The sequence below is a fragment of the Pseudomonas sp. P105 genome (genome assembly GCF_032614175.1).
GTDB classification, from domain to species: Bacteria; Pseudomonadota; Gammaproteobacteria; order Pseudomonadales; family Pseudomonadaceae; genus Aquipseudomonas; species Aquipseudomonas rhizophila.
In genome coordinates this window covers 4,335,809-4,359,460 of sequence record NZ_CP126693.1, presented here as the reverse complement: position 1 = coordinate 4,359,460, position 23,652 = coordinate 4,335,809, and the positions used below count along the sequence as shown (strand labels likewise).

Below are 23,652 nucleotides of genomic sequence, written 5' to 3'. Positions count from 1 at the left end.
CCACCGTGGCCGGGCGTCCGGCGGACTTGCCGGGCATCGAGCAACAGGTCGGCCTGTTCATCAACACCTTGCCGGTAATCGCCGCACCGCGCCCGGATCAGTCGGTCGGCGCCTGGCTGCAAGCGGTGCAGGCGCAGAACCTCAGCCTGCGCGATTTCGAGCACACGCCGTTGGCCGACATCCAGCGCTGGGCCGGGCAGGGCGGCGAAGCGCTGTTCGACAACATCCTGGTGTTCGAAAACTACCCCATCGCTCAGGCCCTGCAAGAAGGCGCCGGGCAGGGCGTGGTGTTCGGTGAGGTCACGCACCAGGAGCAAACCCATTACCCGTTGAGCGTTGCGGTGACCATTGGCCAGAACTTGGCGCTGCATTACAGTTTCGACCGGGCGCATTTCAGCCCGGCGGCCATCGCCGGCATCAGCGAGCACCTGTTGCAACTGCTGGAACGCTTCGCCGAATCGGCGGTGCGCAACCTGGGGGAAATCGCCTTGGCCGGCGCCGAGGAGCAGGCTCGGCAACAGGCGGCCAACCATCCGCAGCCATACCCGACCGACATTGCCGTACACCAGCGCATCGCCCATCTGGCAGCGCTAAACCCGCACAGCACGGCGGTGATCTTTGACGGTCAGCGTTTCAGCTATGGCGACATCGAGCGGCGGGCGAACCAATTGGCCCACGCACTGATGGCCCATGGTGTGGGCCCGGAAACGCGGGTCGGCGTGGCCTTGCCGCGCAGCGAAGGGGTGATTGTCGCGCTGCTGGCGGTGCTCAAGGCCGGCGGTGCTTATGTGCCGCTGGACACCGGCTATCCCCGTGAACGCCTGGCGTACCTGATCGAGGATTCAGGGCTGGCGTTGTTGCTCACCGACTCCCGGGTGTCGGCGCAGTTGCCGTTGGAAGGCGCCGCCCAGGTGCTGGAGCTCGATCGCCTGGACCTGAGCCAGCAACCGCTGAGCGCACCGTCCGTCCAGATCGACCCGCAAAACCTCGCCTATGTGATCTACACCTCCGGTTCTACCGGAAATCCCAAGGGTGTGAGTGTGGCCCATGGTCCGCTGGCGATGCACTGCCAGGCCATCGGCGAGCGCTATGAAATGCACAGCAGCGATTGCGAATTCCATTTCATGTCCTTCGCCTTCGACGGTGCCCATGAGCGTTGGCTCACCAGCCTGACCCACGGTGCCTCCTTGCTGATTCGCGATGACAGCCTGTGGACCCCGGAACAAACCTACAACGCCCTGCGCGAGCACGCTGTGACGGTGGTGGCGTTCCCGCCGGTGTACCTGCAACAACTGGCCGAACACGCCGAGCGCGAAGGCAACCCGCCGAAGGTGCGGATCTATTGCTTTGGCGGCGATGCGGTGGCCAACGCCAGTTTCGAACGGGTCAAGCGTGCCTTGAATCCAGATTTCATCATCAACGGCTACGGCCCGACCGAAACCGTGGTCACGCCGCTGATCTGGAAAGCGGGTCGTGACGAGGTGTGCGCCGCCGCGTATGCGCCCATCGGCAGCCGCATCGGCGACCGCAGCGCTTACGTGCTGGACGCCGACCTGAACCTGCTGCCCCAAGGCATGGCCGGTGAGCTGTACCTGGGCGGCAGCGGTCTGGCTCGTGGTTACCTCAACCGCCCAGGCTTGACGGCCGAGCGGTTTATCGCCGACCCGTTCAGTGCTGGTGGTGGCTTGCTGTACCGCACCGGCGACCTGGTGCGCCAGCGCGCCGACGGCACGTTCGATTACCTGGACCGCATCGACAACCAGGTGAAGATTCGTGGTTTCCGTATCGAACTGGGAGAGGTCGAAGCCAGCCTGCAAGCCCTCGAGGGCGTGCGTGAAGCGGTGGTGGTCGCCCAGGAAGGCAGCGCCGGCAGCGGCAAGCGTCTGGTGGCCTATGTGGTGGCCGATGAATCAATGGCGCCGCGTGCCGATTTCACCGAGCACCTGCGCGACCAACTCAAGGCCACCCTGCCGGCGCACATGGTTCCGGCCTATCTGCTGCTGCTCGAACGCCTGCCACTGACCCCCAACGGCAAGCTCGACCGCAAGAACCTGCCCAAGCCTGACGTCAGTCAATTGCAGCAACGCTACGTGGCACCGCGCAGCACCCTGGAGCAGCAACTGGCGTCCATCTGGCAGGACGTGCTCAAGCTCGGGCAAGTCGGCCTGCGGGATAACTTCTTCGAACTGGGGGGCGATTCCATCGTCTCGATCCAGGTGGTCAGCCGCGCCCGTCAGACCGGTATTCACTTCACCCCCAAAGACTTGTTCCAGCACCAGACCATCGAAGCGTTGGCGGTGGTGGCGCGTTCGGGTGAAACCACGCACGTCATCGATCAAGGGCCGGTGAGCGGTACGCTGACCCTGTTGCCGGTGCAACGGCTGTTCTTCGGGCAGGCGATCCCTGAGCGTCAGCACTGGAACCAGGCGGTGATGCTCAAACCCACGCATGCTCTGGATGCCCGCGTGCTGGCGCAAGCCTTGAGCGCGCTGGTGGTGCACCACGATGGCCTGCGCTTGAGCTTCAGCGAACGCAGCGAGGGCTGGCAGGCCAGTTACCGGTCCCCGGCCAGCCACTGCGCAGAGCTGCTTTGGGCGGTGGACGTGCCTGACGCCCAGGCGCTGGAAAACATTGCCAACCGCGCGCAACGCAGCCTGGACCTGCAAGACGGGCCACTGCTGCGGGCGGTGCTGGCGACGCTGGCCGATGGCAGCCAGCGGCTGTTGCTGGTGATCCATCACCTGGTGGTGGATGGCGTGTCGTGGCGGATTCTGTTCGACGATCTGCAAAGCGCCTACCGGCAACTGGCCGACGGCGGGATGCTGCAGTTGCCGGCGAAAACCACCTCGGCACAGGTCTGGGCCGAACGTTTGCAAGGTTATGCCCGCAGCGCGTCGTTGCAGGAAGAACTGGCCTACTGGCAGACCCGGCTGGAGGGTGTCGATGGGCGGTTGCCGATGGACAATCCCCAGGGCGGCCAGCACAACCACCTCGCGCTGACGGTACGCACCCGGCTCGATGCTTCATTGACCCGCCAACTGCTGCAAGACGCGCCCAAGGCCTATCGCACCCAAGTCAATGATCTGCTGCTCACCGCTTTGGCCCGGGTCATGGTGCGCTGGACCGGCACCGACAGCGCGTTGATCCAGCTCGAAGGCCATGGCCGCGAAGCGTTGTTCGATGACGTGGACCTGACCCGCACCGTCGGTTGGTTCACCAGCCTGTACCCGGCCAGACTGACGCCGTCGATGGACCTGGGGAGCTCTCTCAAGCAGATCAAGGAGCAGTTGCGCTCGATCCCCAACAAAGGCCTGGGTTTCGGTGCCTTGGCTCATCTGGCGGATAACCCGACGCAGGCGATCCTTGCCCGGCTGCCGGTACCGCAGCTGACCTTCAATTACCTGGGGCAGTTCGATGCCAGCTTCAGCGAAGCGCAAGGTGCCTTGTTCGTGCCGGCCAGCGAAGGCGCCGGCGATGAATTGAACGCCCAGGCTCCGCTGGCCAACGTCCTGGCGCTGAACGGCCAAGTGTTTGGCGGCGAACTGAACCTGGGCTGGACCTTCAGCCGCGAGCAGTTCAACGAAGCCACCGTTCAGGCCCTGGCCGACGATTACGCCCGCGAGCTGCAAGGCTTGATCGAACATTGCTGCCACGGCGAGCATGGCGGCGTGACGCCGTCGGACTTCCCCCTAGCCCGCCTGAACCAGCAGCAACTCGATGATTTGCCGGTGGCGACGGCGCAGATCGCCGACCTGTATCCACTGTCGCCGATGCAACAAGGGATGCTGTTCCATAGCGTCTACGGCGACGCCACGGGCGACTACATCAACCAATTGCGCCTGGACGTTGAAGGTCTGGAGCCGCAACGTTTCCGTCAAGCCTGGCAGGCGGCGGTGGACGCCCATGACATCCTGCGCACACGGTTTGTCTGGCAGGGTGACCTGCCAGATCCGGTGCAGATCGTCAGCAAGCAATTGGACTTGCCTTACCGCTTGCATGATTTGCGGGACGATGCGCAGCGCGATGAAACCTTGCAGGCCCTGGCCGAAGCCGAGCGTCGGCAGCTGGACCTGAGCGCGCCGGCCCTGTTGCGACTGCTGATCGTGCGGCTCGATGAGCAGCGCTATCAGTTGATCTACACCCATCATCACATCCTGATGGACGGCTGGAGCAATTCCCAGTTGCTGGGGGAAGTGTTGCAGCGCTACAGCGGCCAGAGCGTCTCGGTTCACGGCAGTCGTTACCGCGACTACATCGCCTGGCTGCAACGCCAGGATGGTGCCGCCAGCGAAGCGTTTTGGAAGCCTGCGCTGCAACGTTTGGAGGTCCCGACGAGGCTGGCCGATGCCGTTGCGCAGTCCGGGGAGGCCGACACGGGCTACGGCGATCACGTGCAGGTCCTGGACGAGACGCTGACCCGCCGTCTGGAAGCTTTCGCCCGTGCCTCGAAAGTCACCGTCAACACGCTGGTGCAGGCCGCGTGGCTGCTGCTGTTGCAGCGTTACACCGGCAAAGACACCGTGGCCTTCGGCGCGACGGTGGCTGGTCGTCCGGCGGACTTGCCCGGTATCGAGCAGCAGATCGGCCTGTTCATCAACTCCCTGCCGGTGATCGCCAGCCCTCGGGCCGAGCAGTCCCTGGACAGTTGGCTGCAAGCGCTACAAGCACAGAACCTGGCGCTGCGCGAGTTTGAGCACACCGCGTTGCTGGACATCCAGCGCTGGGCCGGGCAGGGCGGTGAAGCGCTGTTCGACAGTTTGCTGGTGTTCGAAAACTATCCGATTGCCCAGGCCTTGGAACAGGGCGCGCCGGATGGCCTGCGCTTTGGTCCGGCGGCCACCCAAGAGCAGACCAACTACCCGTTGACGCTGTTGGTGGGCCTGGATCGGCAGTTGTCGGTGCACATGAGCTACCAGCGGGCCAGTTTCGAACCCGCCACAGTGACGCGACTGGCGACCCATCTGGCTCAGTTGCTGGGCCAGATGACCGATAGCGGCGAGCGTTGCCTGGGTGAACTGTCGATGCTGGAGTTCGATGAGCATCAGCGTCTGACCCACGATTGGAACCCGGTTGATGCGCCCTTCGAACAAGCGCTGTGCATTCACCAGATGATTGCTCGCCAGGCCGAGGCCACACCGGATGCCCTGGCGGTGACCTTCGCCAATACCCGACTGAGCTACAGCGAAGTCGATGGCCGCGCCAATCGCCTGGCTCACCAGCTCATCGAAATGGGCGTGGGCCCGGAAGTGCGTGTGGGCGTGGCGATGCCGCGCTCCGAGCACCTGCTGATTGCCCTGCTGGCGGTGCTCAAGGCCGGTGGCGCCTACGTGCCGCTGGACCCGGATTACCCGGCCGAGCGCGTGGCCTACATGCTCGACGACAGCCGCGCGCGGGTATTGCTGACTGAACAATCGGTGGCGGCAACGCTGAGCGTACCGGCCGAAACCGCCGTGCTCATGCTGGATCAGCTCGACCTGGCGCACTACCCATTGAGCGCACCCCACACAACCGTGACGCCCGACAACCTCGCCTACGTGATCTACACCTCCGGCTCCACCGGCCAGCCCAAGGGCGTGGCGATTGCCCATCGCAACGTGCTGGCGCTGATCGACTGGTCCAGATCGGTCTACAGTCGCGATGACATTCAGGGCGTGCTCGCTTCGACCTCGGTGTGCTTCGACTTGTCGGTGTGGGAGCTGTTCGTGACCCTGGCCAACGGCGGTTCGCTGATCATCGCCCGCAACGCCCTGGAGCTGCCGCAACTGCCGGCCCGCGATCAAGTACGGCTGATCAACAGCGTGCCCTCGGCCATCGCCGCGTTGCAGCGCAGCGGCGAGATTCCGGCCAGCGTGCGCATCATCAACCTGGCCGGGGAACCGCTGAAGCAAAGCCTGGTGGACTCTCTGTACTGTGAGAGCGGCATTGAGCACGTCTACGACCTTTACGGTCCCTCGGAAGACACCACTTATTCCACCTGGACCCGCCGCACTGCCGGCGGCACGGCGAACATCGGCCGGCCCGTCAAGCACACCGCCAGCTACCTGCTCGACGCCAACCTGCAAGCGGTGCCCCAGGGCGTTTCAGCCGAGCTGTACCTGAGCGGCGCGGGCATCACCCGTGGCTACCTCGGCCGCGCCGCGATGACGGCCGAGAAGTATGTGCCCAACCCATTTTCCACAAACGGCGAACGGCTGTACCGCACGGGTGACTTGAGCCGTTATCGCGCCGATGGCGTGCTCGAGTATCAGGGCCGCATCGACCATCAGGTGAAGATCCGCGGCTTCCGCATCGAGTTGGGAGAAATCGAAGCACGGCTGCTGCAACAACCCCAGGTGCGTGAAGTGGCGGTGCTGGCCCAGGACGTGTCGGGCGGCCAGCAACTGGTGGCCTACGTGGTCGCTCCGTCCCTGAACCTGGATGACACCGAGGAGCAACGCGCACTGCGCGATGAACTCAAGGCCAGGCTCAAGGAGCACCTGCCCGACTACATGATCCCGACCCATCTGCTGTTCCTCGAGCAATTGCCGCTGACCCCCAACGGCAAGCTCGACCGCAAGGCCCTGCCGGCTGTGGACACTGGCTGGTTGCAGGCCGGTTATGTCGCTGCGGTCACTGAGCTTGAGCAGCAGGTCGCGGCGATCTGGGCACAGGTGCTCACGGTGCAGCGCGTGGGCCTGAACGATCACTTTTTCGAGCTGGGCGGCCATTCGCTGCTGGCAGTCAATGTCGTCTCGCGCATGGCGCTCGAACTGGGGTTGACCCTGACCCCGCAACTGATTTTCCAGCACCCCGTCCTGAGGGATTTTGTCGCGCAACTGGACACCGGGGACGCGCCAATCAATGAACAGAAACTCAGCAAGCTGCAAGCCCTGCTTGATGAAATGGAGGAAGTCTGATGGACAAGAGTGTTGCTTTGACGATTGCCAAGCGCTTTATCACTCTGCCGCTGGACAAACGTAAGCTGTACCTGGAGAAGATGCTCGAAGAGGGCGTCTCGCCGGCCAATTTGCCGATTCCCCAGGTCCGTCTCGGGTTCGAACACATCCCGCTCTCCTACGCACAGGAACGTCAATGGTTCCTCTGGCAAATGGATCCCCACAGCTCGGCTTACCACATCCCCAGTGCCCTGCGCCTCAAAGGGCAGTTGGACGTGCCGGCCCTGGAGCGCAGTTTCAACGCACTGCTCGAGCGCCACGAAAGCTTGCGCACCACCTTCGGCGAGAACGGCGAGCAGACCGTGCAGGTCATCCACCGGCACATGCCCCTGGGCATCGCCGTGCAGGCCTTGACCGCCGCTCCGTTGGCCAGCGAGGACGACGCCATCAAGGCGTTCGTCGAGGCTGAAACCGCACGCCCGTTCGATTTGCGCCAGGGGCCGTTACTGCGGGTTTCGCTGTTGAAAATCGCCGAGGACGACCACGTGCTGGCGCTGATCCAGCACCACATCATTGCCGATGGCTGGTCGATGCAGGTGCTGGTGGATGAGCTGGTGCGTCACTACGCGGCCGACACCGCCAGCCAGCCGTTGGCGTTGCCAGCGCTGAGTGTGCAATACGCCGACTATGCGATCTGGCAGCGTCACTGGCTCGAGGCCGGTGAGCGTGAGCGGCAGTTGGCCTATTGGGTGCAGACCCTGGGCGACGAACAACCGGTATTGGAGTTGCCCCTCGATCATCCGCGCCCGCCCGTGCAGAGTTTTCGCGGGGCGCGCCTGGACCTGAACCTGCCGCCGGAACTGGGCGCGGCGCTCAAGCAGTTGGCCCAGCGCGAAGGTGCCAGTCTGTTCATGGTCTTGCTGGCCTCGTTCCAGGCCTTGCTGCATCGCTACAGCGGCCAGCCGCAGATCCGCGTCGGCGTGCCGGTGGCTAACCGCAATCGGGTCGAGACCGAGGGCCTGATCGGCTTTTTCGTCAACACCCAGGTGCTCAACGCTCATGTGGATGGACAACTGCCGTTCGACCGTTTGCTCGCGCAGGTCAAGCAGTCGGCCATGGCCGCCCAGGCTCATCAGGACTTGCCGTTCGAGCAGTTGATCGAGGCCCTGCAACCTGAGCGCAGCCTCAGCCACAGTCCGATCTTCCAGGTCATGTTCAACCACCAGACCGCCAGCGACACCCAGGACCGGCAACTGCGACTGCCGCACTTGAACGTCGAAGACCTGGTGTGGGAAGGGCGCACCGCCCAGTTCGATCTGACCCTGGGCACTTATGAAACCGGGCAGGGTGTCGCGGCGGAGCTGACCTACGCCACCGACCTGTTCGAACCCCACACCATCGAACGCCTGGCCCGCCACTGGCTGAACCTGTTGCAGGGCATCGTCGATGCGCCGCAGCAGCGCATCGGTGAGTTGCCGCTGCTCGACACCGCCCAGCAGCGCCGCACACAGCAAGACTGGCACCGCGTGGTCGACCATGGCAGCGATGCCCTGTGCGTGCACCAGCGCATCGCCGAACAGGCGCGGATAACGCCTGATGCACTGGCGCTGAGCATTGATGGACAGGCCCTGAGCTACGGGCAACTGGATACCCGCGCCAACCAACTCGCCCACCGCTTGATCGGCCTGGGCGTGACGCCGGACCAGCCGGTGGGCATCGCGGTGCAGCGCAGCGCCGAGATGCTTGTCGGCCTGCTGGCGATTCTCAAGGCCGGAGGCGCTTATGTGCCGCTGGACCCGGCGTACCCCGAGGATCGCCTGGCCTACATGATCCAGGACAGCGGCATCGAGTTGCTGCTGACCCAGGCCCGCTTGCAGGCTCAACTGCCGATCCCGGCGACCCTGCGCACCCTGTTGCTGGACCAGCCGGACGCCGCGTGGCAGGCCGCACCGTCCACATGCCCGGCGGTGCCATTGAGCACCGAGCACCTGGCCTACGTCATCTACACCTCCGGGTCCACCGGTAAACCCAAGGGCGTCATGGTCCGCCATGGCGCGCTGAGCAACTTCGTCACCAGCATGATCGCCCGGCCAGGCATCACGGCCAGCGATCGCATGCTGTCGCTGACGACGTTTTCCTTCGACATTTTTGGCCTGGAAATCTACGGGCCGTTGTCGGCCGGGGCCAGCGTGGTGCTGACCGGCCAGGACGTGCACCAGGATCCGCAAGCGGTGCTGGCGCTGATCGAGCGTCACGACGTGAGCGTGCTGCAAGCCACACCTTCGAGCTGGCGCATGTTGCTGGATCATGAGCACTCGGCGGTGCTGGCCGGTCGCACGTTCCTCTGCGGCGGCGAGGCGTTGCCCCTGGAGTTGGCGCAACGACTGCTGGCGCTTTCGCCGAAGGTCTGGAATCTCTATGGCCCGACCGAAACCACGATCTGGTCGGCGGTGCATCCGCTGAGTCTGGAAAACAGCCGTCCGTTCCTGGGCAAGCCGCTGGACAACACCGCCCTGTACATCGTAGGCAGTGACCTGACGCTCAACCCTCCGGGCGCCCCGGGTGAGTTGCTGATCGGCGGCGACGGGCTGGCCCGCGGCTACTTTCAACGTCCGGCGTTGACCGCCGAGCGGTTTGTGCCGGACCCGTTCTCCACCTCGGGTGAGCGGCTGTACCGCACCGGCGACCTGACCCGTTATCGGGCCGAAGGCGTGGTCGAGTACATCGGACGCATCGACCATCAGGTCAAGATTCGCGGCTTGCGTATCGAGCTGGGTGAAATCGAAGCCGCATTGCTGGCCCAGGACACTGTGCGGGAAACCGTGGTGGTGGCCCATGAAGCCCCGACCGGTGCACAACTGGTGGGTTACGTGGTGCCCGCGACCAGTGAAATAGCGGACGAGGCTTCGTTACGCGCTTCGCTCAAGGCCGCGCTCAAGGCGCAATTGCCCGAGTACATGGTTCCGGCGCACCTGGTGTTCCTGGCACAACTGCCGCTGACGCCCAATGGCAAGGTCGATCGCAAGGCGTTGCCGGCGCCCGATGTGGGCGAAGTGCAGCGGCTTTACGTGGCGCCCCGCAGTCAGCGTGAGCAACAGGTGGCGGCGATCTGGCAGGAGGTGCTCAAGCTTGAGCGGGTAGGGCTGGAGGACAACTTCTTCGAGTTGGGCGGGCACTCGCTGCTGGTCACCCAGGTGGTGTCTCGGGTCCGTCGAGCGTTGGCTATCGAAGTGCCGCTGCGCAGCCTGTTCGAACACAGCACGTTGCAGGACTTCGTCAATGCTCTCGACGCCGGCCAAGGCGAGCAGGCGCCTGCGATGGTGCCGGTGACGCGTGACGCACCGCTGCCGCTGTCGTTTGCCCAGGAACGCCAGTGGTTCCTGTGGAAAATGGACCCCGACAGCGCCGCCTACAATATTCCGACTGCGCTGCGGATGCGCGGTGCGCTGGACAAAATCGCCCTGCGCCACAGTTTTGAAGCGCTGCTGCAACGTCACGAAAGCCTGCGCACGGAGTTCGTGGAGGACGATGGCCGCACCTGCCAGGTGATTCGCCCACAGGGGCAGGTCCACTTCGTCGAGCAACGCCTGGCAGTGGCTGACGAGGCCAGTATTCAGGCGTTCCTCGAGCAGCAGACGCAACGCCCGTTCGATCTGCTGAGCGAGGCGCTGTTGCGCGTGGCGCTGCTGGATGTGAGCGAGCAGGAGCACATTCTGGTCCTGACCGTGCATCACATCGTTGCCGACGCCTGGTCGTTGCAGGTGATGGTCGACGACCTGATGAGCCTGTATTCGGCGTTCATTCAGGAACAGCCTGCGCAGTTGCCGCCTCTGGCGGTGCAATACGCCGACTATGCCGTCTGGCAGCGGCAATGGATGGCCGCCGGCGAACGGGAGCGACAACTGGCCTACTGGACCGGGCAACTGGGCAGCGAGCAACCGCTGTTGGAGCTGCCCACGGACCATCCGCGCCCGGCGCAGCAAAGCCTGCGCGGCGCGCGTTTGCCGATTGTGCTGGATCGCTCGCTGAGCGACGCCCTCAAAGCCCTGGCCCGACGGGAAAACGTCACGCTGTTCGTGCTGTTGCTCGGTTCTTTCCAAGCGCTGCTACATCGCTACAGCGGTCAGGCCGACATCCGCGTCGGGGTGCCGATTGCCAACCGTCATCGCCTGGAAACCGAGCGGTTGATCGGTTTCTTCGTCAATACCCAGGTGCTGCGGGCCGAATTCCACCGTGATCTGACCGGAGCGGATTTGCTGCAACAGATCAAACAGACAGCCATGGCGGCGCAGATGCATCAGGACCTGCCGTTCGAGCAATTGGTCGATGCCTTGCAACCGCAGCGCAACCTGAGCCACAGCCCGTTGTTCCAGGCCATGTTCAACCACCGCAACGAAACCGGTGCAGCACTGGCCAATGCCTTGCCAGGCCTGGCGGTCGAACCGCTTGGCTGGGCACAGCGCACCGCACAATTCGACCTGAGCCTGGATACCAGCGACAGCCCGCAAGGCCTGCACGCCGCCCTGACCTACGCGACGGATCTGTTCGAGCCGGCCACCATCGAGCGCATGGGCCGGCACTGGCTCAACCTGTTGCAAGGCCTGGTGCAGGACCTGCATCGGCCCGTTGCGCAGTGGGCGCTACTGGACGCTGACGAACGGCGGCGGATGCTGCTCGACTGGAACGCGACGACGGCGCAATACCCCCTCGATCGCAGTGTGCATGGGTTGATCGAAGAACAGGTGCGGCGAACCCCGGACGCCCCGGCGCTGGTTTTCGGCGAGCAACGCCTGACGTATGCCCAGCTCAACGCCCGGGCCAATCGCTTGGCTCACCGGCTGATCGAGCAGGGTGTCGGTCCGGATGTGCTGGTGGGCATTGCCGTGGAGCGTTCCGTGGAAATGGTGCTGGGGCTGTTGGCGATTCTCAAGGCCGGCGGTGCCTACGTGCCGCTGGACCCGGAATATCCGCAGGAGCGCCTGGCCTATATGTTCGAAGACAGCGGTATCGGTTTGCTGCTGACCCAAAGCCACTTGCTCGAACAATTGCCGATCCCGCCGGGGCTGCGCAGCCTGGTGCTGGATCTGCCCGATGACGGGCTGCAAGCAGGCCGCGACGCCAATCCGCACGTCAGACTCGACGGCGAAAACCTGGCGTATGTGATCTACACCTCGGGTTCCACCGGCAAGCCCAAGGGCGCGGGTAATCGTCATTCGGCGTTGGTCAACCGGCTGTGCTGGATGCAGGACGCGTATCGGCTGGACGCGGACGACAGCGTGCTGCAAAAAACGCCGTTCAGTTTCGACGTGTCGGTCTGGGAGTTTTTCTGGCCGCTGCTGACCGGCTCGACACTGGTGGTGGCCGCGCCGGGCGCTCATCGCGACCCGACACAACTGATCGAACTGATCACCGCGCAGCGCATCACCACGCTGCACTTCGTGCCGTCGATGTTGCAGGCTTTCCTGCAAGACCCACACGTGGCCGAATGCACCAGCCTGAAACGCATCGTGTGCAGCGGCGAAGCCTTGCCGGTGGATGCGCAGCAGCAGGTGTTCGCCAAACTGCCGAACGCCGGCCTGTACAACCTCTACGGTCCGACCGAGGCGGCCATCGACGTGACCCATTGGACCTGTGTCGAGGAGGGGCGCGACAGCGTGCCGATCGGTCAACCGATTGCCAACCTGGGCACCTGCATCCTCGATGATGAACTGTCACCGGTGCCAGTAGGGGTGATCGGCGAGCTGTACCTGGCGGGCGAGGGCCTGGCCCGTGGTTACCATCGACGTCCGGCGCTGACGGCCGAGCGGTTCGTGACCGGCCCCTTCGGCAATGGTCAGCGCCTGTATCGCACCGGCGACCTGGCGCGCTACCGCGCCGATGGCGTGATCGAGTATGCCGGGCGGATGGATCATCAGGTGAAGATCCGTGGCTTGCGCATCGAGTTGGGTGAAATTGAAGCGCGCCTGGCCGAGCACGACGACGTGCGCGAAGCCGTTGTCATCGCTCAGGACGGCACCTTGCTGGTGGCCTACGTGGTGCCGGCGCGCGCCGAGTTGCTGGCCGCCGAAGACATCGTTCGCCAGACACTGCAAGGTCATCTCAAGGAGCATTTGAGCCAGGCCTTGCCCGACTACATGGTGCCGCAGCACTGGTTGTGGCTGGAAAAAATGCCCGTCAGCCCCAACGGCAAACTGGAGCGCAAGGCGCTGCCCAAGGCCGATATCACTGTCAGCCCCAAGGCTTACATCGCACCGGTCACTGCCATCGAACAGGCGTTGGCCGGTATCTGGCAAAGCGTGCTCGGGCGCGGGCAAGTGGGGCTCAGCGACAACTTCTTCGAGCTGGGGGGCGATTCGATCGTCTCCATCCAGATGGTCAGCCGGGCCCGTCAGGCAGGCATCCATTTCAGCCCCAAGGATCTGTTCATACATCAGACCATCCAGGGTCTGGCCAGCGTGGCGACCCTGGGTGACAGCGGGCTGGCTATCGATCAGGGGCCGGTGACGGGAGAGACGCTGCTGCTGCCGTTCCAGCAATGGTTTTTCGACCAGCCCATGGCCGAGCCTCATCACTGGAACCAGTCGGTGCTGCTCAAGGGGTTGCGGCCTTTACACGCCGGGCATCTGGAGCAGGCGTTGCAGGCATTGGTTGCCCATCACGATGCCTTGCGCCTGGCCTTCAGGCGTGAGGACGACGCCTGGACCGCTCGCCATCAAACACTCGCTGAACAGCAGGCGATCTGGCGTCGCTCACCGCTGTTGTGGACGGCTGTGGTGGCAGATGCCCCGGCGCTGGAGCGCTTGGCCGAACAAGCCCAGCGCAGCCTGGACCTGGAAAGCGGTGCGTTGTTGCGCGGTGTCCTGGCGAACCTGGCCGATGGCAGCCAACGGCTGTTGCTGGTGATCCATCACATGGTGGTAGACGGGGTGTCCTGGCGCATTCTGCTGGAAGACCTGCAACAGGCTTATGAACAATTGCAGGCCGGCCAGACCCCGAAACTGCCGGCCAAGACCAGCGCCACCCAGGCCTGGGCGCAACGCTTGAAAACCCATGCGGGCAGTGCAGCGTTCCAAACCCAGATGGCGTACTGGCAAGGGCAACTTGAGGGCGCTCGCGGCGATTTGCCCTGTGACCGGCCGCAGGGCGAACTGCGCAGGTGTCATGGGGCGCAGGTCCAGACGCGGCTGGATAAAAACCAGACCCGCCAGCTCTTGCAGCAAGCGCCAGCGGCCTATCGCACCCAGGTCAACGATCTGCTCCTGACGGCCCTGGCCCGGGTGATCGGTCGCTGGACCGGGGAGGCCTCGACCTTGATTCAGTTGGAGGGCCATGGTCGCGAGGCTCTGTTCGATGACCTGGATTTGAGCCGCAGCGTCGGCTGGTTCACCAGTCTGTTTCCGGTCCGGTTGACACCGGCCGCGACCACCGAGGATTCGATCAAGGCCATCAAGGAACAATTGCGCGCGATACCCGACAAGGGCCTCGGATTCGCCGTGTTGCGCTACCTGGGTGATGAGTCGACGCGGCGTGCCCTGCAGGCGTTGCCGGTGCCACGCATCACCTTCAACTATCTGGGCCAGTTCGACAGCGGATTTGCTGATGACGCCGCTGGGCTGTTTGTTCCGGCTGGCGAACCGGCGGGCGCGCCACAGAGCCCGCTGGCGCCGCTGGACAATTGGCTGACGCTCAATGGCAGCGTCTACGCGGGCGAATTGAGCATCGACTGGACATTCAGTACGCAGATGTTCGATGAGTCGACGATCCAGGCGCTGGCCCTGGATTACGCTCAGGAGCTGCAGGCGTTGAGCGAGCACTGCTGCCAGATCCAGCATCAGGGCTTCACACCGTCGGACTTCCCGCTGGCCGGGTTGACTCAGGCCCAGCTGGACACGTTGCCGCTGGCTGCGCGGCAGATCGAAGACATCTATCCGTTGTCGCCCATGCAGCAAGGCATGCTGTTCCATACGCTGTATGAGCAACAGGCCGGCAATTACATCAATCAACTGCGTGTTGATGTCGCAGGCTTGGACGTCGAGCGCTTCCGCCAGGCCTGGCAGGCGGCCATGGACGCCCATGAAGTGCTGCGCAGCAGTTTCGTCTGGGACGGTGATTTCAAGCGGGCGTTGCAGGTTGTACACAAACAGATGGAGGTTGCGTTCCTGTTCCACGATGGGGGTGCCGCAGCGAATCCATCCCAGGACCTGGACGCCCTGGCGTTGGCGCAGCGCGAGCAGGGTTTCGAGCTGGATGCGGCGCCGCTGTTGCGCTTGCTGGTGGTGCGCGTGGCAGAGGACCGCTATCACCTGATCTACACCAGCCATCACATCCTGATGGACGGCTGGAGCAACTCGCAGTTGCTGGGGGAAGTGTTGCAACGCTACAGCGGCCAGTCACCGGCCCGACCGTCTGGACGTTACCGGGACTACATCGACTGGTTGTCGCTTCAGGACCCACAGGCCAGCGAGCAATTCTGGACGGCACAACTGGCCGAACTGGACGAGCCGACCCACCTTGCGGGGGCCTTTGCCCGGGACCATCGCGGCGAGGCAAGCGACGGCCACGGCGAATATGAGCAGGTGCTCGATACCCATGCCACGGCCCGGCTGCATGCCTTTGCCCGCGAGCAGAAAGTGACGGTCAACACACTGGTGCAAGCGGCCTGGCAGCTATTGCTGCAACGTTGCACCGGGCAGTCAGTAGTTGCCTTTGGCGCCACCGTGGCCGGACGTCCCGCGCATATTCCCGGCGTGGAGCAACAGATCGGTCTGTTCATCAACACCTTGCCGCTGGTTGGCAGCCCGCGGGCGGAGCAGAGCATCGGCCAGTGGTTGCAAGAGGTCCAGGGGCGGAACCTGAGCCTGCGCGAGCACGAACACACGCCGCTGTTCGACATCCAGCGCTGGGCCGGGCAGGGCGGTGCGGCGCTGTTCGACACGTTGCTGGTGTTCGAGAACTATCCGGTGTCCCAGGCGTTGCAGCAGGGCGCCCCGGACACGTTGCGCTTCGGTGAAGTCGCCAATCATGAACAAACCAACTATCCACTGACCCTGGCGGTGAACCTGGGTGACACGCTGTCGTTGCTCTTGAGCTACAACCACGCCAGCTTCGCGCCAGACGACATTGTCGGTATCGGCCAGTCCCTGCGTTATCTGCTGGAGCAGATGGTGCTCGGCGGCGAGCGCTTGGTGGGGCAACTGTCGTTGCTCAATGCAGGACAGCAACGGGTTCAGCAGGCTTGGAACGCCACCGCGACGCCGTACCCGCTCGATTGCAGCGTGCAGCGACTGATTGAAGCGCAGGTGGTCAAGACGCCTGATGCGTGTGCCCTGGTATTTGCCGGGCACCGGCTGAGCTATGCGGCCCTCAATGCCCAGGCCAACCAACTGGCCCATGTACTGATGGAGCAAGGCGTCGGGCCGGATGTGTTGGTGGGTATCGCCGTGGAGCGTTCGGTGGAAATGGTGGTCGGCCTGCTGGCGATCCTCAAGGCCGGTGGCGCCTACGTACCGCTGGACCCTGAGTATCCACAGGATCGCCTGGCCTATATGTTCGAAGACAGCGGCATTGGCTTGTTGCTGACCCAGCGCCACTTGCTTGAACAATTACCGCTGCCGGCGGGCCTGCGCAGCCTGGTGCTGGATCAGCCGGGCGACTGGCTGGCTGGCCGCAGCGAGGCCAATCCGGTGGTCGAACTCAGCGGCGAAAACCTGGCCTATGTGATCTACACCTCCGGTTCCACCGGCAAACCCAAGGGTGCGGGCAACCGGCATTCGGCCCTGGTCAATCGGTTGTGCTGGATGCAGGACGCCTATCAGCTGGACGCGAGCGACCGTGTGCTGCAAAAAACACCGTTCAGTTTCGACGTATCGGTCTGGGAGTTTTTCTGGCCATTGCTGACCGGTTCGACCCTGGTCATGGCGCCACCGGGTGCCCACCGCGATCCGGAGCAACTGATCGAGCTGATCACCACGCAGCAGATCACCACCTTGCACTTCGTGCCTTCGATGTTGCAGGTGTTCATGCAAGATCCCGCAGTCGGCAGTTGCCGGAGCCTGACGCGGATTATTTGCAGTGGTGAAGCCTTGCCGGTGGACGCCCAATTGCAGGTGTTCGCCAAGTTGCCGGCGGCCGGTCTGTATAACCTGTACGGTCCCACCGAAGCGGCCATCGACGTGACCCATTGGACGTGCGTGGACGAGGGCCGCGACGCGGTGCCGATCGGTCAGCCGATTGCCAACCTGAGTACGTTTATCCTCGACCACAACCTTTCACCGTTGCCGGTGGGGGTGACGGGCGAGTTGTACTTGGGCGGTGAAGGCCTGGCTCGCGGTTACCATGCTCGCCCGTCGTTGACGGCTGAGCGCTTCGTCACCAGCCCGTTCGGAGACGGCTCGCGCCTGTACCGGACCGGCGATTTGGCGCGCTACCGTGCCGACGGCGTCATCGAGTACGCCGGGCGCATGGACCATCAGGTGAAAATCCGTGGCCTGCGCATCGAGTTGGGGGAGATCGAGGCGCGGCTGGCCGAGCATGCGCAGGTCCGCGAAACCGTAGTGATCGCCCAGGACGGTGCGGTGCTGGTGGGCTATGTGGTGCCACAGCGTCAGGCGTTGTTGAGTGCCGAAGACGACATCCGCCACGAATTCGAGCAGGCATTGAAGGCCCACTTGAGCCAGCATTTGCCGGACTACATGGTCCCGCAGCACTGGGTATTGCTTGAGCGCATGCCGGTGAGCCCTAACGGCAAACTGGAACGCAAGGTACTGCCTCGGTTCGACGCCAGCCAGTCGCAGCAAGGCTTCGTGGCGCCGGAAGGGGCGCTGGAGCAACAGATTGCCGGTGTCTGGCAAGAGGTGCTGGAGCTGGAACAGGTCGGTCGCAACGACCACTTCTTCGAGCGCGGTGGTCACTCATTGCTGGCGACCCAGGCCGTTTCACGCTTGCGCAAGCTGACCGGCTATCCGCTGAGCCTGCGTGACCTGTTCGATCACCCGCAGCTCAAGGCGCTGGCGGCGCTGATGGCCGGCACCGTCGATGGACCGGTCCGGGCGGGCGATTCCCGTGGGGTGCGGCTCCAGGCCCATGGGCCACGCCGTTCCGCGCCGCTGTCGTTGGTGCAGCGACGTTTGTGGGTCGCCGAACAATTGTCCGGCGGCACTTCGGCGTATGGCATGCCCATGGCGCTGCGCCTGTGCGGCGAGTTGTCGGTGGAGCGTCTGATGAGCAGCTTTGCCGACGTGGTACGCCGTCATGACGTATTGCGCACTGCGTATCGCCAAAACGAAGAAGGGGATCCGGTGGCGCTGATTGCCGATGAGGTCCGACTGGACTTCCCGGTGATCGACCTGTCTGGTCTGTCGCCCAGTGCCCGGCAGGAACAGGTAGCCCAGGCGACGCTGGAAAATGCCCGCACCCCGATCGATCTGGAGCAGGCACCGCTGCTGCGCGGGCGGATCCTGCACCTGGGGCCGACCGAACATGTGTTGCTGTACGCCATGCATCACATCATCTCCGATGGCTGGTCGATGGGGCTGCTGATCAACGAACTGGTGCAGGTCTACGAGGCATCCCTCAAGGGTGAACCGATGCCGTTGGCGCCCCTGGAGATTCAGTACCATGACTTCGCCTTGTGGCAGCAGGCGCTGGAAGAGCAGGGCGTACTGGCGCGTCAGGCCGACTACTGGAAACATCGGCTCAGTGGCTACGAGGGGCGCCTGAACCTGCCGCTGGCCCGTCCTCGGGGCCAGACCGCCTCCTATGACGGCGATGCGCTGCAGTTCCAGCTTCCCACCGCGCTGACCGGAGCCTTGCGCCGGTTGTCCAGCGAAGCCGGGGTCACGCTGTACAGCACGCTGCTGGCGTCCTTCCAGGTGTTATTGCATCGGCTCTGCGCTGCGCAAGATCTGGTGGTTGGCGCCGACGTGGCGGGTCGTGAACAGCCGGAGCTGGAGCGGCTGATCGGTTTCTTCGTCAACGTGCTGCCCCTGCGTTCGCGTCTGGACGCCGATGCCACGTTCGCAAGCTTTTTGGCGCAAACCCAGGACAACCTGCTTGGCGCCCTGGAGCATCAGGACTTGCCGTTCGACCAGATTGTCGAGGCCTCGGGCGTTCCGCGACACAAGGGCATGAATCCCTTGCTCCAGGTGTTGTTCGTGATGAACAACGTGCCGGTGCGCACCCGCTCCATAAAGGGGTTGAGCGTGGAATTGCTGCCGGCGCTGGAGACCCATTCTAAATTCGACATGGCGTTGTTCGTTGACGAAGAAGAAGGGCAATTGCGCGGCACTTGGCAATTCGCCACAACCTTGTTCGGACATGAGCACATTCAGCACCTGATTCAGGCCTGGACCGCCCTGTTGGAACAGATCGTCGCTGATCAGGACATTCAATTGGGAGCTATCAGCATGCCAGTCGACAACTTGGCGGCCGCCGCCAAGCCTGCCACCGTCCCGGGGCCCAAGGCCGATAAGCTGGGCAAGTTTCTCAAACGCTCGGTGACACCGCTCGCCAAGCCTCGACCGGCGCGGGTGCGTGAATCACTGGTGGCAGCACCGCAGCGATTCCCGTTGATGCTGGAACCGGGTGAACCCCAGCTGGATGTCATCGAGTGGATTCATCAGAACCGGCCGCTGATCGAGCAAAAGCTGGCCGAACATGCGGGCATTCTGTTCCGCGGTTTTGAACTGGACGGCATCCAGGGCTTTGAAGCGTTCGCCGAAGCGATCCAGCCCGGCCTTTATGGTCAGTACGGCGATTTGCCGAAGAAGGAAGGGGGCAAGAACACCTACCGTTCCACGCCGTACCCGGAGCGCAAGATGATTCTGTTCCACAACGAAAGCTCCCATCAGGACCGCTGGCCGCGCAAGCAGATGTTCTATTGCGAGCAAGCCGCGCCTGTGGGCGGTGCGACTCCCGTGGTGGATTGCCGGTTGATGTACGAAAAACTGCCGTCGGACCTTCGCGAGAAGTTCGAAGACAAAGGGCTGCTGTATGTGCGCACCTTCACCGACAAACTCGACGTGTCGTGGCAGCACTTTTTCAAGACCGAGGACCGCCGCGAAGTTGAGGCCCGGTGTCGGGCGGGCGGTATCCAGTGGCGCTGGCTCGACAACGACGAGTTGCAGACCCGCACACCGGGGCCGGCGATCATCACGCACCCGATCACCGGGGAGAAGTCGTTCTTCAATCAGGTGCAACTGCATCACATCTATTGGCTGGAGCCGGATGTGCGGGAGGACCTGCTGTCGATGTTCGGTCTGGAGCGCATGCCTCGGCATGTGTATTACGGCGATGGCTCACCCATCGAGGATGAGGTGATGGCGCGCATCGGTGATTTGTATGAAGCCTGTGCGGTGCGTTTCGACTGGCGCAAGGGCGATGTGATCCTGCTGGACAACATGCTGGTGGCCCACGCCCGCGACCCGTTCGAGGGCCCCCGCAAGATCGTGGTTGCCATGGGCGATATGTATGAGCGCAGCGCGCTGGAGGGCCAGGCCGATGCCGGGCTCGCCATCCAGGGCATCCGCAACCTGGAGGAAACCGGAGCATGAACGAGGTATTGATGGACCAGCAGGACCCCGGCTTTGCCTTGACCCCCGAACAACAAGCGATGCTCGAGCAACTGTCGAGCACGGCGACCTGTGGCGAAGCATTGCGTTGGCTGAACGTGGTCATCGACGGCGATCTCGATCCGCAGCGATTGCAGATCGCGTTCGATACGCTCCTGGCACAGCAGCCAATGCTGCTGGCGCGGCTGGACAAAGTGGCCGGTTTCCACGGCTTGCGTCAGGTCGCCAGCGGCGCCGCTCGTTTCCCGCTGACGATACAGGCAGGCGCGCAACGGACCGAGGATGTCCAGGCGCAGATCAAGGATTCGCTGGGCTGTGCTTTTGTGGTGGGCGAATCGCCAAACGTCCAGGCCGTGCTTTATCGTCTGGCGTCGCAGCAATGGCAACTGGTGCTGGGTATCGCTCGCTACAGTGCCGATGCGCAATCGCTGAATCTGCTGCTGGAGCAAATCCAGCAAGCGTACGCCGCAGTTCAGGCGTCGGAAGACGAAGCACCGGGCGAGTTTGCCCAGTACCTGGAATGGCGCAGTGAGGTGGTGCTTGATGAAGATGCCGCCACCGGACGAACCTATTGGCAGCATTACCTGCAAGGCGTGCAGACGGACATCGCCACACCGTGGTTGGCTGCGCGCAGCGCCGGCAGTGAGACGGGGGCCGCTGATACCTGTGTGTCGCTGACCCTGGAACCGGCCCAGCGCGATGCGTTGCAACGGTTGGCCGAGCAGCTCGGTCAGCCGCTTGCCACGCTGCTGCAAGGCGCGTGGTGGGTGTTGCTGGGACGTTTGAGCGGCCTTGAGCAGGCGCTGGTGGGCGTGCGTCATGACAGCCGTGGCGACTATGAATACTTCGCCAATGCTGTGGGCGTGTTCGAGAAAACCCTGCCGCTTAGCGTTTCATTGCCCGCGACGGTGTCGTTCAGCGAGTGGCTGGACGAGCTGGCGGCGCGCCTGGAAGCCCATCGCACCTGGCAGGAATACTGGGCGCCGGAACTGTCGCCTGAGGCGGCGCGCCCGGCCTACGGCTTTACGCTGGCGCAGGCGAACCGGGCCGGCAACAGTGGCGGCCTTAACTGGGCTGTTGCAGAGTCCGTGCGGGTGCCGGCAGATCCATTCGAGTTGCTGTTGCAGGTGCAATTGAACGCTGCCCAGCAGCTTGCCGCGGTCAATCTGCATTACGCCAGCTCGCGTTACTCGCCGGCCTCGGCCAGCGCCGTGTTGGAACAGTACGGCGTGCTGTTGGCGTCGATCCTTGCCGCTCCACACACCGCATTGGCGCGGCTCGATCTGTTGAGTCGCACCGCAGAGCAGCGCTTGCTGGCAATCAACCCCGCCATGCACGCGTTAGCTGATGGCCGTTATCTGCCGCAGCGCATCGCCGATCTGGCGTCGCATACACCGAACGCCATTGCCCTGACCGACGCCCGTCAGCAAATGAGCTACGGCCAGTTGCAAGCCCGGGTCGACAGCATGGCGCAGGGCCTCAAGCAGCAAGGCGTGGGCGCCGGTTCGATGGTCGCGCTGGCGTTGCCGCGCTCGGTGGATCTGGTGATTGCAATGCTGGCGAGCTGGCGCCTTGGTGCGGCGTATCTGCCCCTTGATGTGCAGTGGCCCCAGGCGCGTCAGGCGTTGATGCTGGAACAGGCCGGCGCGGCGTTGTTGTTGACCGATGCGGCGCATCTGCCGGCCTGGCAGGATCAGCCGTATAAGGCGCTGACCGCGGCTGAGCTGAGCCATCCGGCTACGCCACTTCCCGTGCTCGCCACCCAGGGCAACGATATCGCCTATGTGTTGTTTACCTCCGGCTCCACCGGTGTGCCCAAAGGCGTGGTGATCGAGCATCGGCAACTGCTCAACTACACCGCCCAGGCCAGTCAGGCGCTGGGGCTTGCCCAGTGCAAGAACGTCGGTTTCAGTTCCAGCGTGGCGGCGGACCTGGGTAATACGGCGTTGTTTGGCGCGTTGTTCAACGGCGCGACCCTGCATGTGGCCAGCGATGAGCAGATGCAGGACGGCGTGTTGTTTGCCCAGTACCTGCAACAGCAGCAGATCGACTGCTTGAAAATCGTGCCCTCGCACCTCGCGGCGCTGCTCGACAGTGAGCGGGCGAGGCTGCCGGGTACGCTGGTGCTTGGCGGTGAGCCGATTGCGCCGACCTTGGTCGAGCGCATCGCCCGGTTGCGCAGCGATTGCCGGGTGTTCAACCACTACGGGCCGACCGAAGCCACGGTGGGGGTAATGATTCATCCGCTGTCACTGAACGGCGCGGCCGGCGACTGTTCGGCGCTGACCCAGGTGCTGGGCAACAACCAGGTTTACGTGCTGGACGCCGATCTGCGTTTGGCGCCGGTGGGCATGCTGGGTGAGGTGTACCTGGGCGGAGCGCAGTTGTGCCGGGGCTATCTGAATGCCGAGGCCGATGCGCAGGCGTTCATCCAGAGTCCCTTTGATCCGGCGCAGCGGTTATATCGCACCGGTGACCTGGCGCGTTATCGGCCGGACGGGGCGATCCAGCTATATGGACGGCGCGATCAGCAGGTCAAGGTGCGTGGGTTCCGTATTGAACTGGCGGAGATCGAGGCCGTGCTTGTGCGCATGCCACAGGTGGCCGAAGCATTGGTGTTGCCGGCAGCGTCGGCCGAGCAGGGGCTGTTGGCTTTTGTCGTGGCGCAGCAGGGACTGTCGACGGGCTTGCTCGACGCCGCGCGCGCTGAGCTGAGCGCCCGCTTGCCCAGCGTGATGGTGCCGCAGCACGTGCATCTGATCGAACGATTCCCGCGACTGGCCAACGGCAAGATCGATCGCCACGCACTGCAGCAGTTGGCGGTGGCTACAGCGGACGATGAAGACGCCGCGCCACGCGATGCGCTGGAGCAATTGCTCGCCGCGCGCATGGCGCAGTTGCTTGGGCTTGAGCGATTGGGCATCGATCGCGACTTCTTCGCCGCCGGAGGTCATTCGTTGCTGGTGATCAAACTGGTGGCCGGTATTCGCAAGTTGTTGCAGTGCGAAATTCATCCGGGACTGGTCTTCGATCATCCGACCGTGGCGTCGTTGGCCCTGGCCTTGCGGGTGCTGGAGAGCAGTCCGGGGCAATTGGAAAAAATGGCCCAGGTGCGCCTGCGCATGGAGGCGATGAGTCCCGAGGAAAAGGCCCTCCTGACCGAACAGGCTCGGCAGCTGCAAGCCGCCAAGGCGGCCCAAGGCAGCTGA

3 protein-coding genes (1 of these 3 running past the window's edge) are annotated in these 23,652 nt (G+C 63.9%); all 3 read left to right on the top strand.

What is annotated here, in order from left to right; all coding sequences use genetic code 11:
- Tightly spaced (each overlapping or abutting the next), the 3 genes in view from QOM08_RS19420 to QOM08_RS19410 form a layout consistent with a single transcriptional unit that may run on beyond the window.
- On the top strand, nucleotides 1-6,896 hold the 3' portion of the coding sequence (locus tag QOM08_RS19420; protein ID WP_316912013.1) for a non-ribosomal peptide synthase/polyketide synthase. Its footprint begins 5,455 nt before the window's first position; 6,896 of the gene's 12,351 nt are visible here — the last part of the coding sequence; the start codon falls outside the window, past its left edge; its stop codon occupies nucleotides 6,894-6,896.
- The gene (locus QOM08_RS19415; protein WP_316912012.1) at nucleotides 6,896-20,425 is read left to right on the top strand and encodes a non-ribosomal peptide synthase/polyketide synthase; all 13,530 of its coding nucleotides are present in this window, start codon (nucleotides 6,896-6,898) and stop codon (nucleotides 20,423-20,425) included. Before QOM08_RS19420 ends, QOM08_RS19415 begins: the two co-directional genes overlap by 1 nt.
- A complete protein-coding gene (locus QOM08_RS19410; RefSeq protein ID WP_316912011.1) occupies nucleotides 20,422-23,652 on the top strand; it encodes an amino acid adenylation domain-containing protein in 3,231 nt (1,076 codons plus the stop codon). The genes QOM08_RS19415 and QOM08_RS19410 overlap by 4 nt, the downstream gene beginning before the upstream one ends.

Excerpts from the sequence above, each read along its gene's own strand:
- QOM08_RS19415 (WP_316912012.1), top strand. The coding sequence starts at position 6,896 with ATGGACAAGAGTGTTGCTTTGACGATTGCCAAGCGCTTTATCACTCTG.
- QOM08_RS19410 (WP_316912011.1), top strand. The coding sequence starts at position 20,422 with ATGAACGAGGTATTGATGGACCAGCAGGACCCCGGCTTTGCCTTGACC.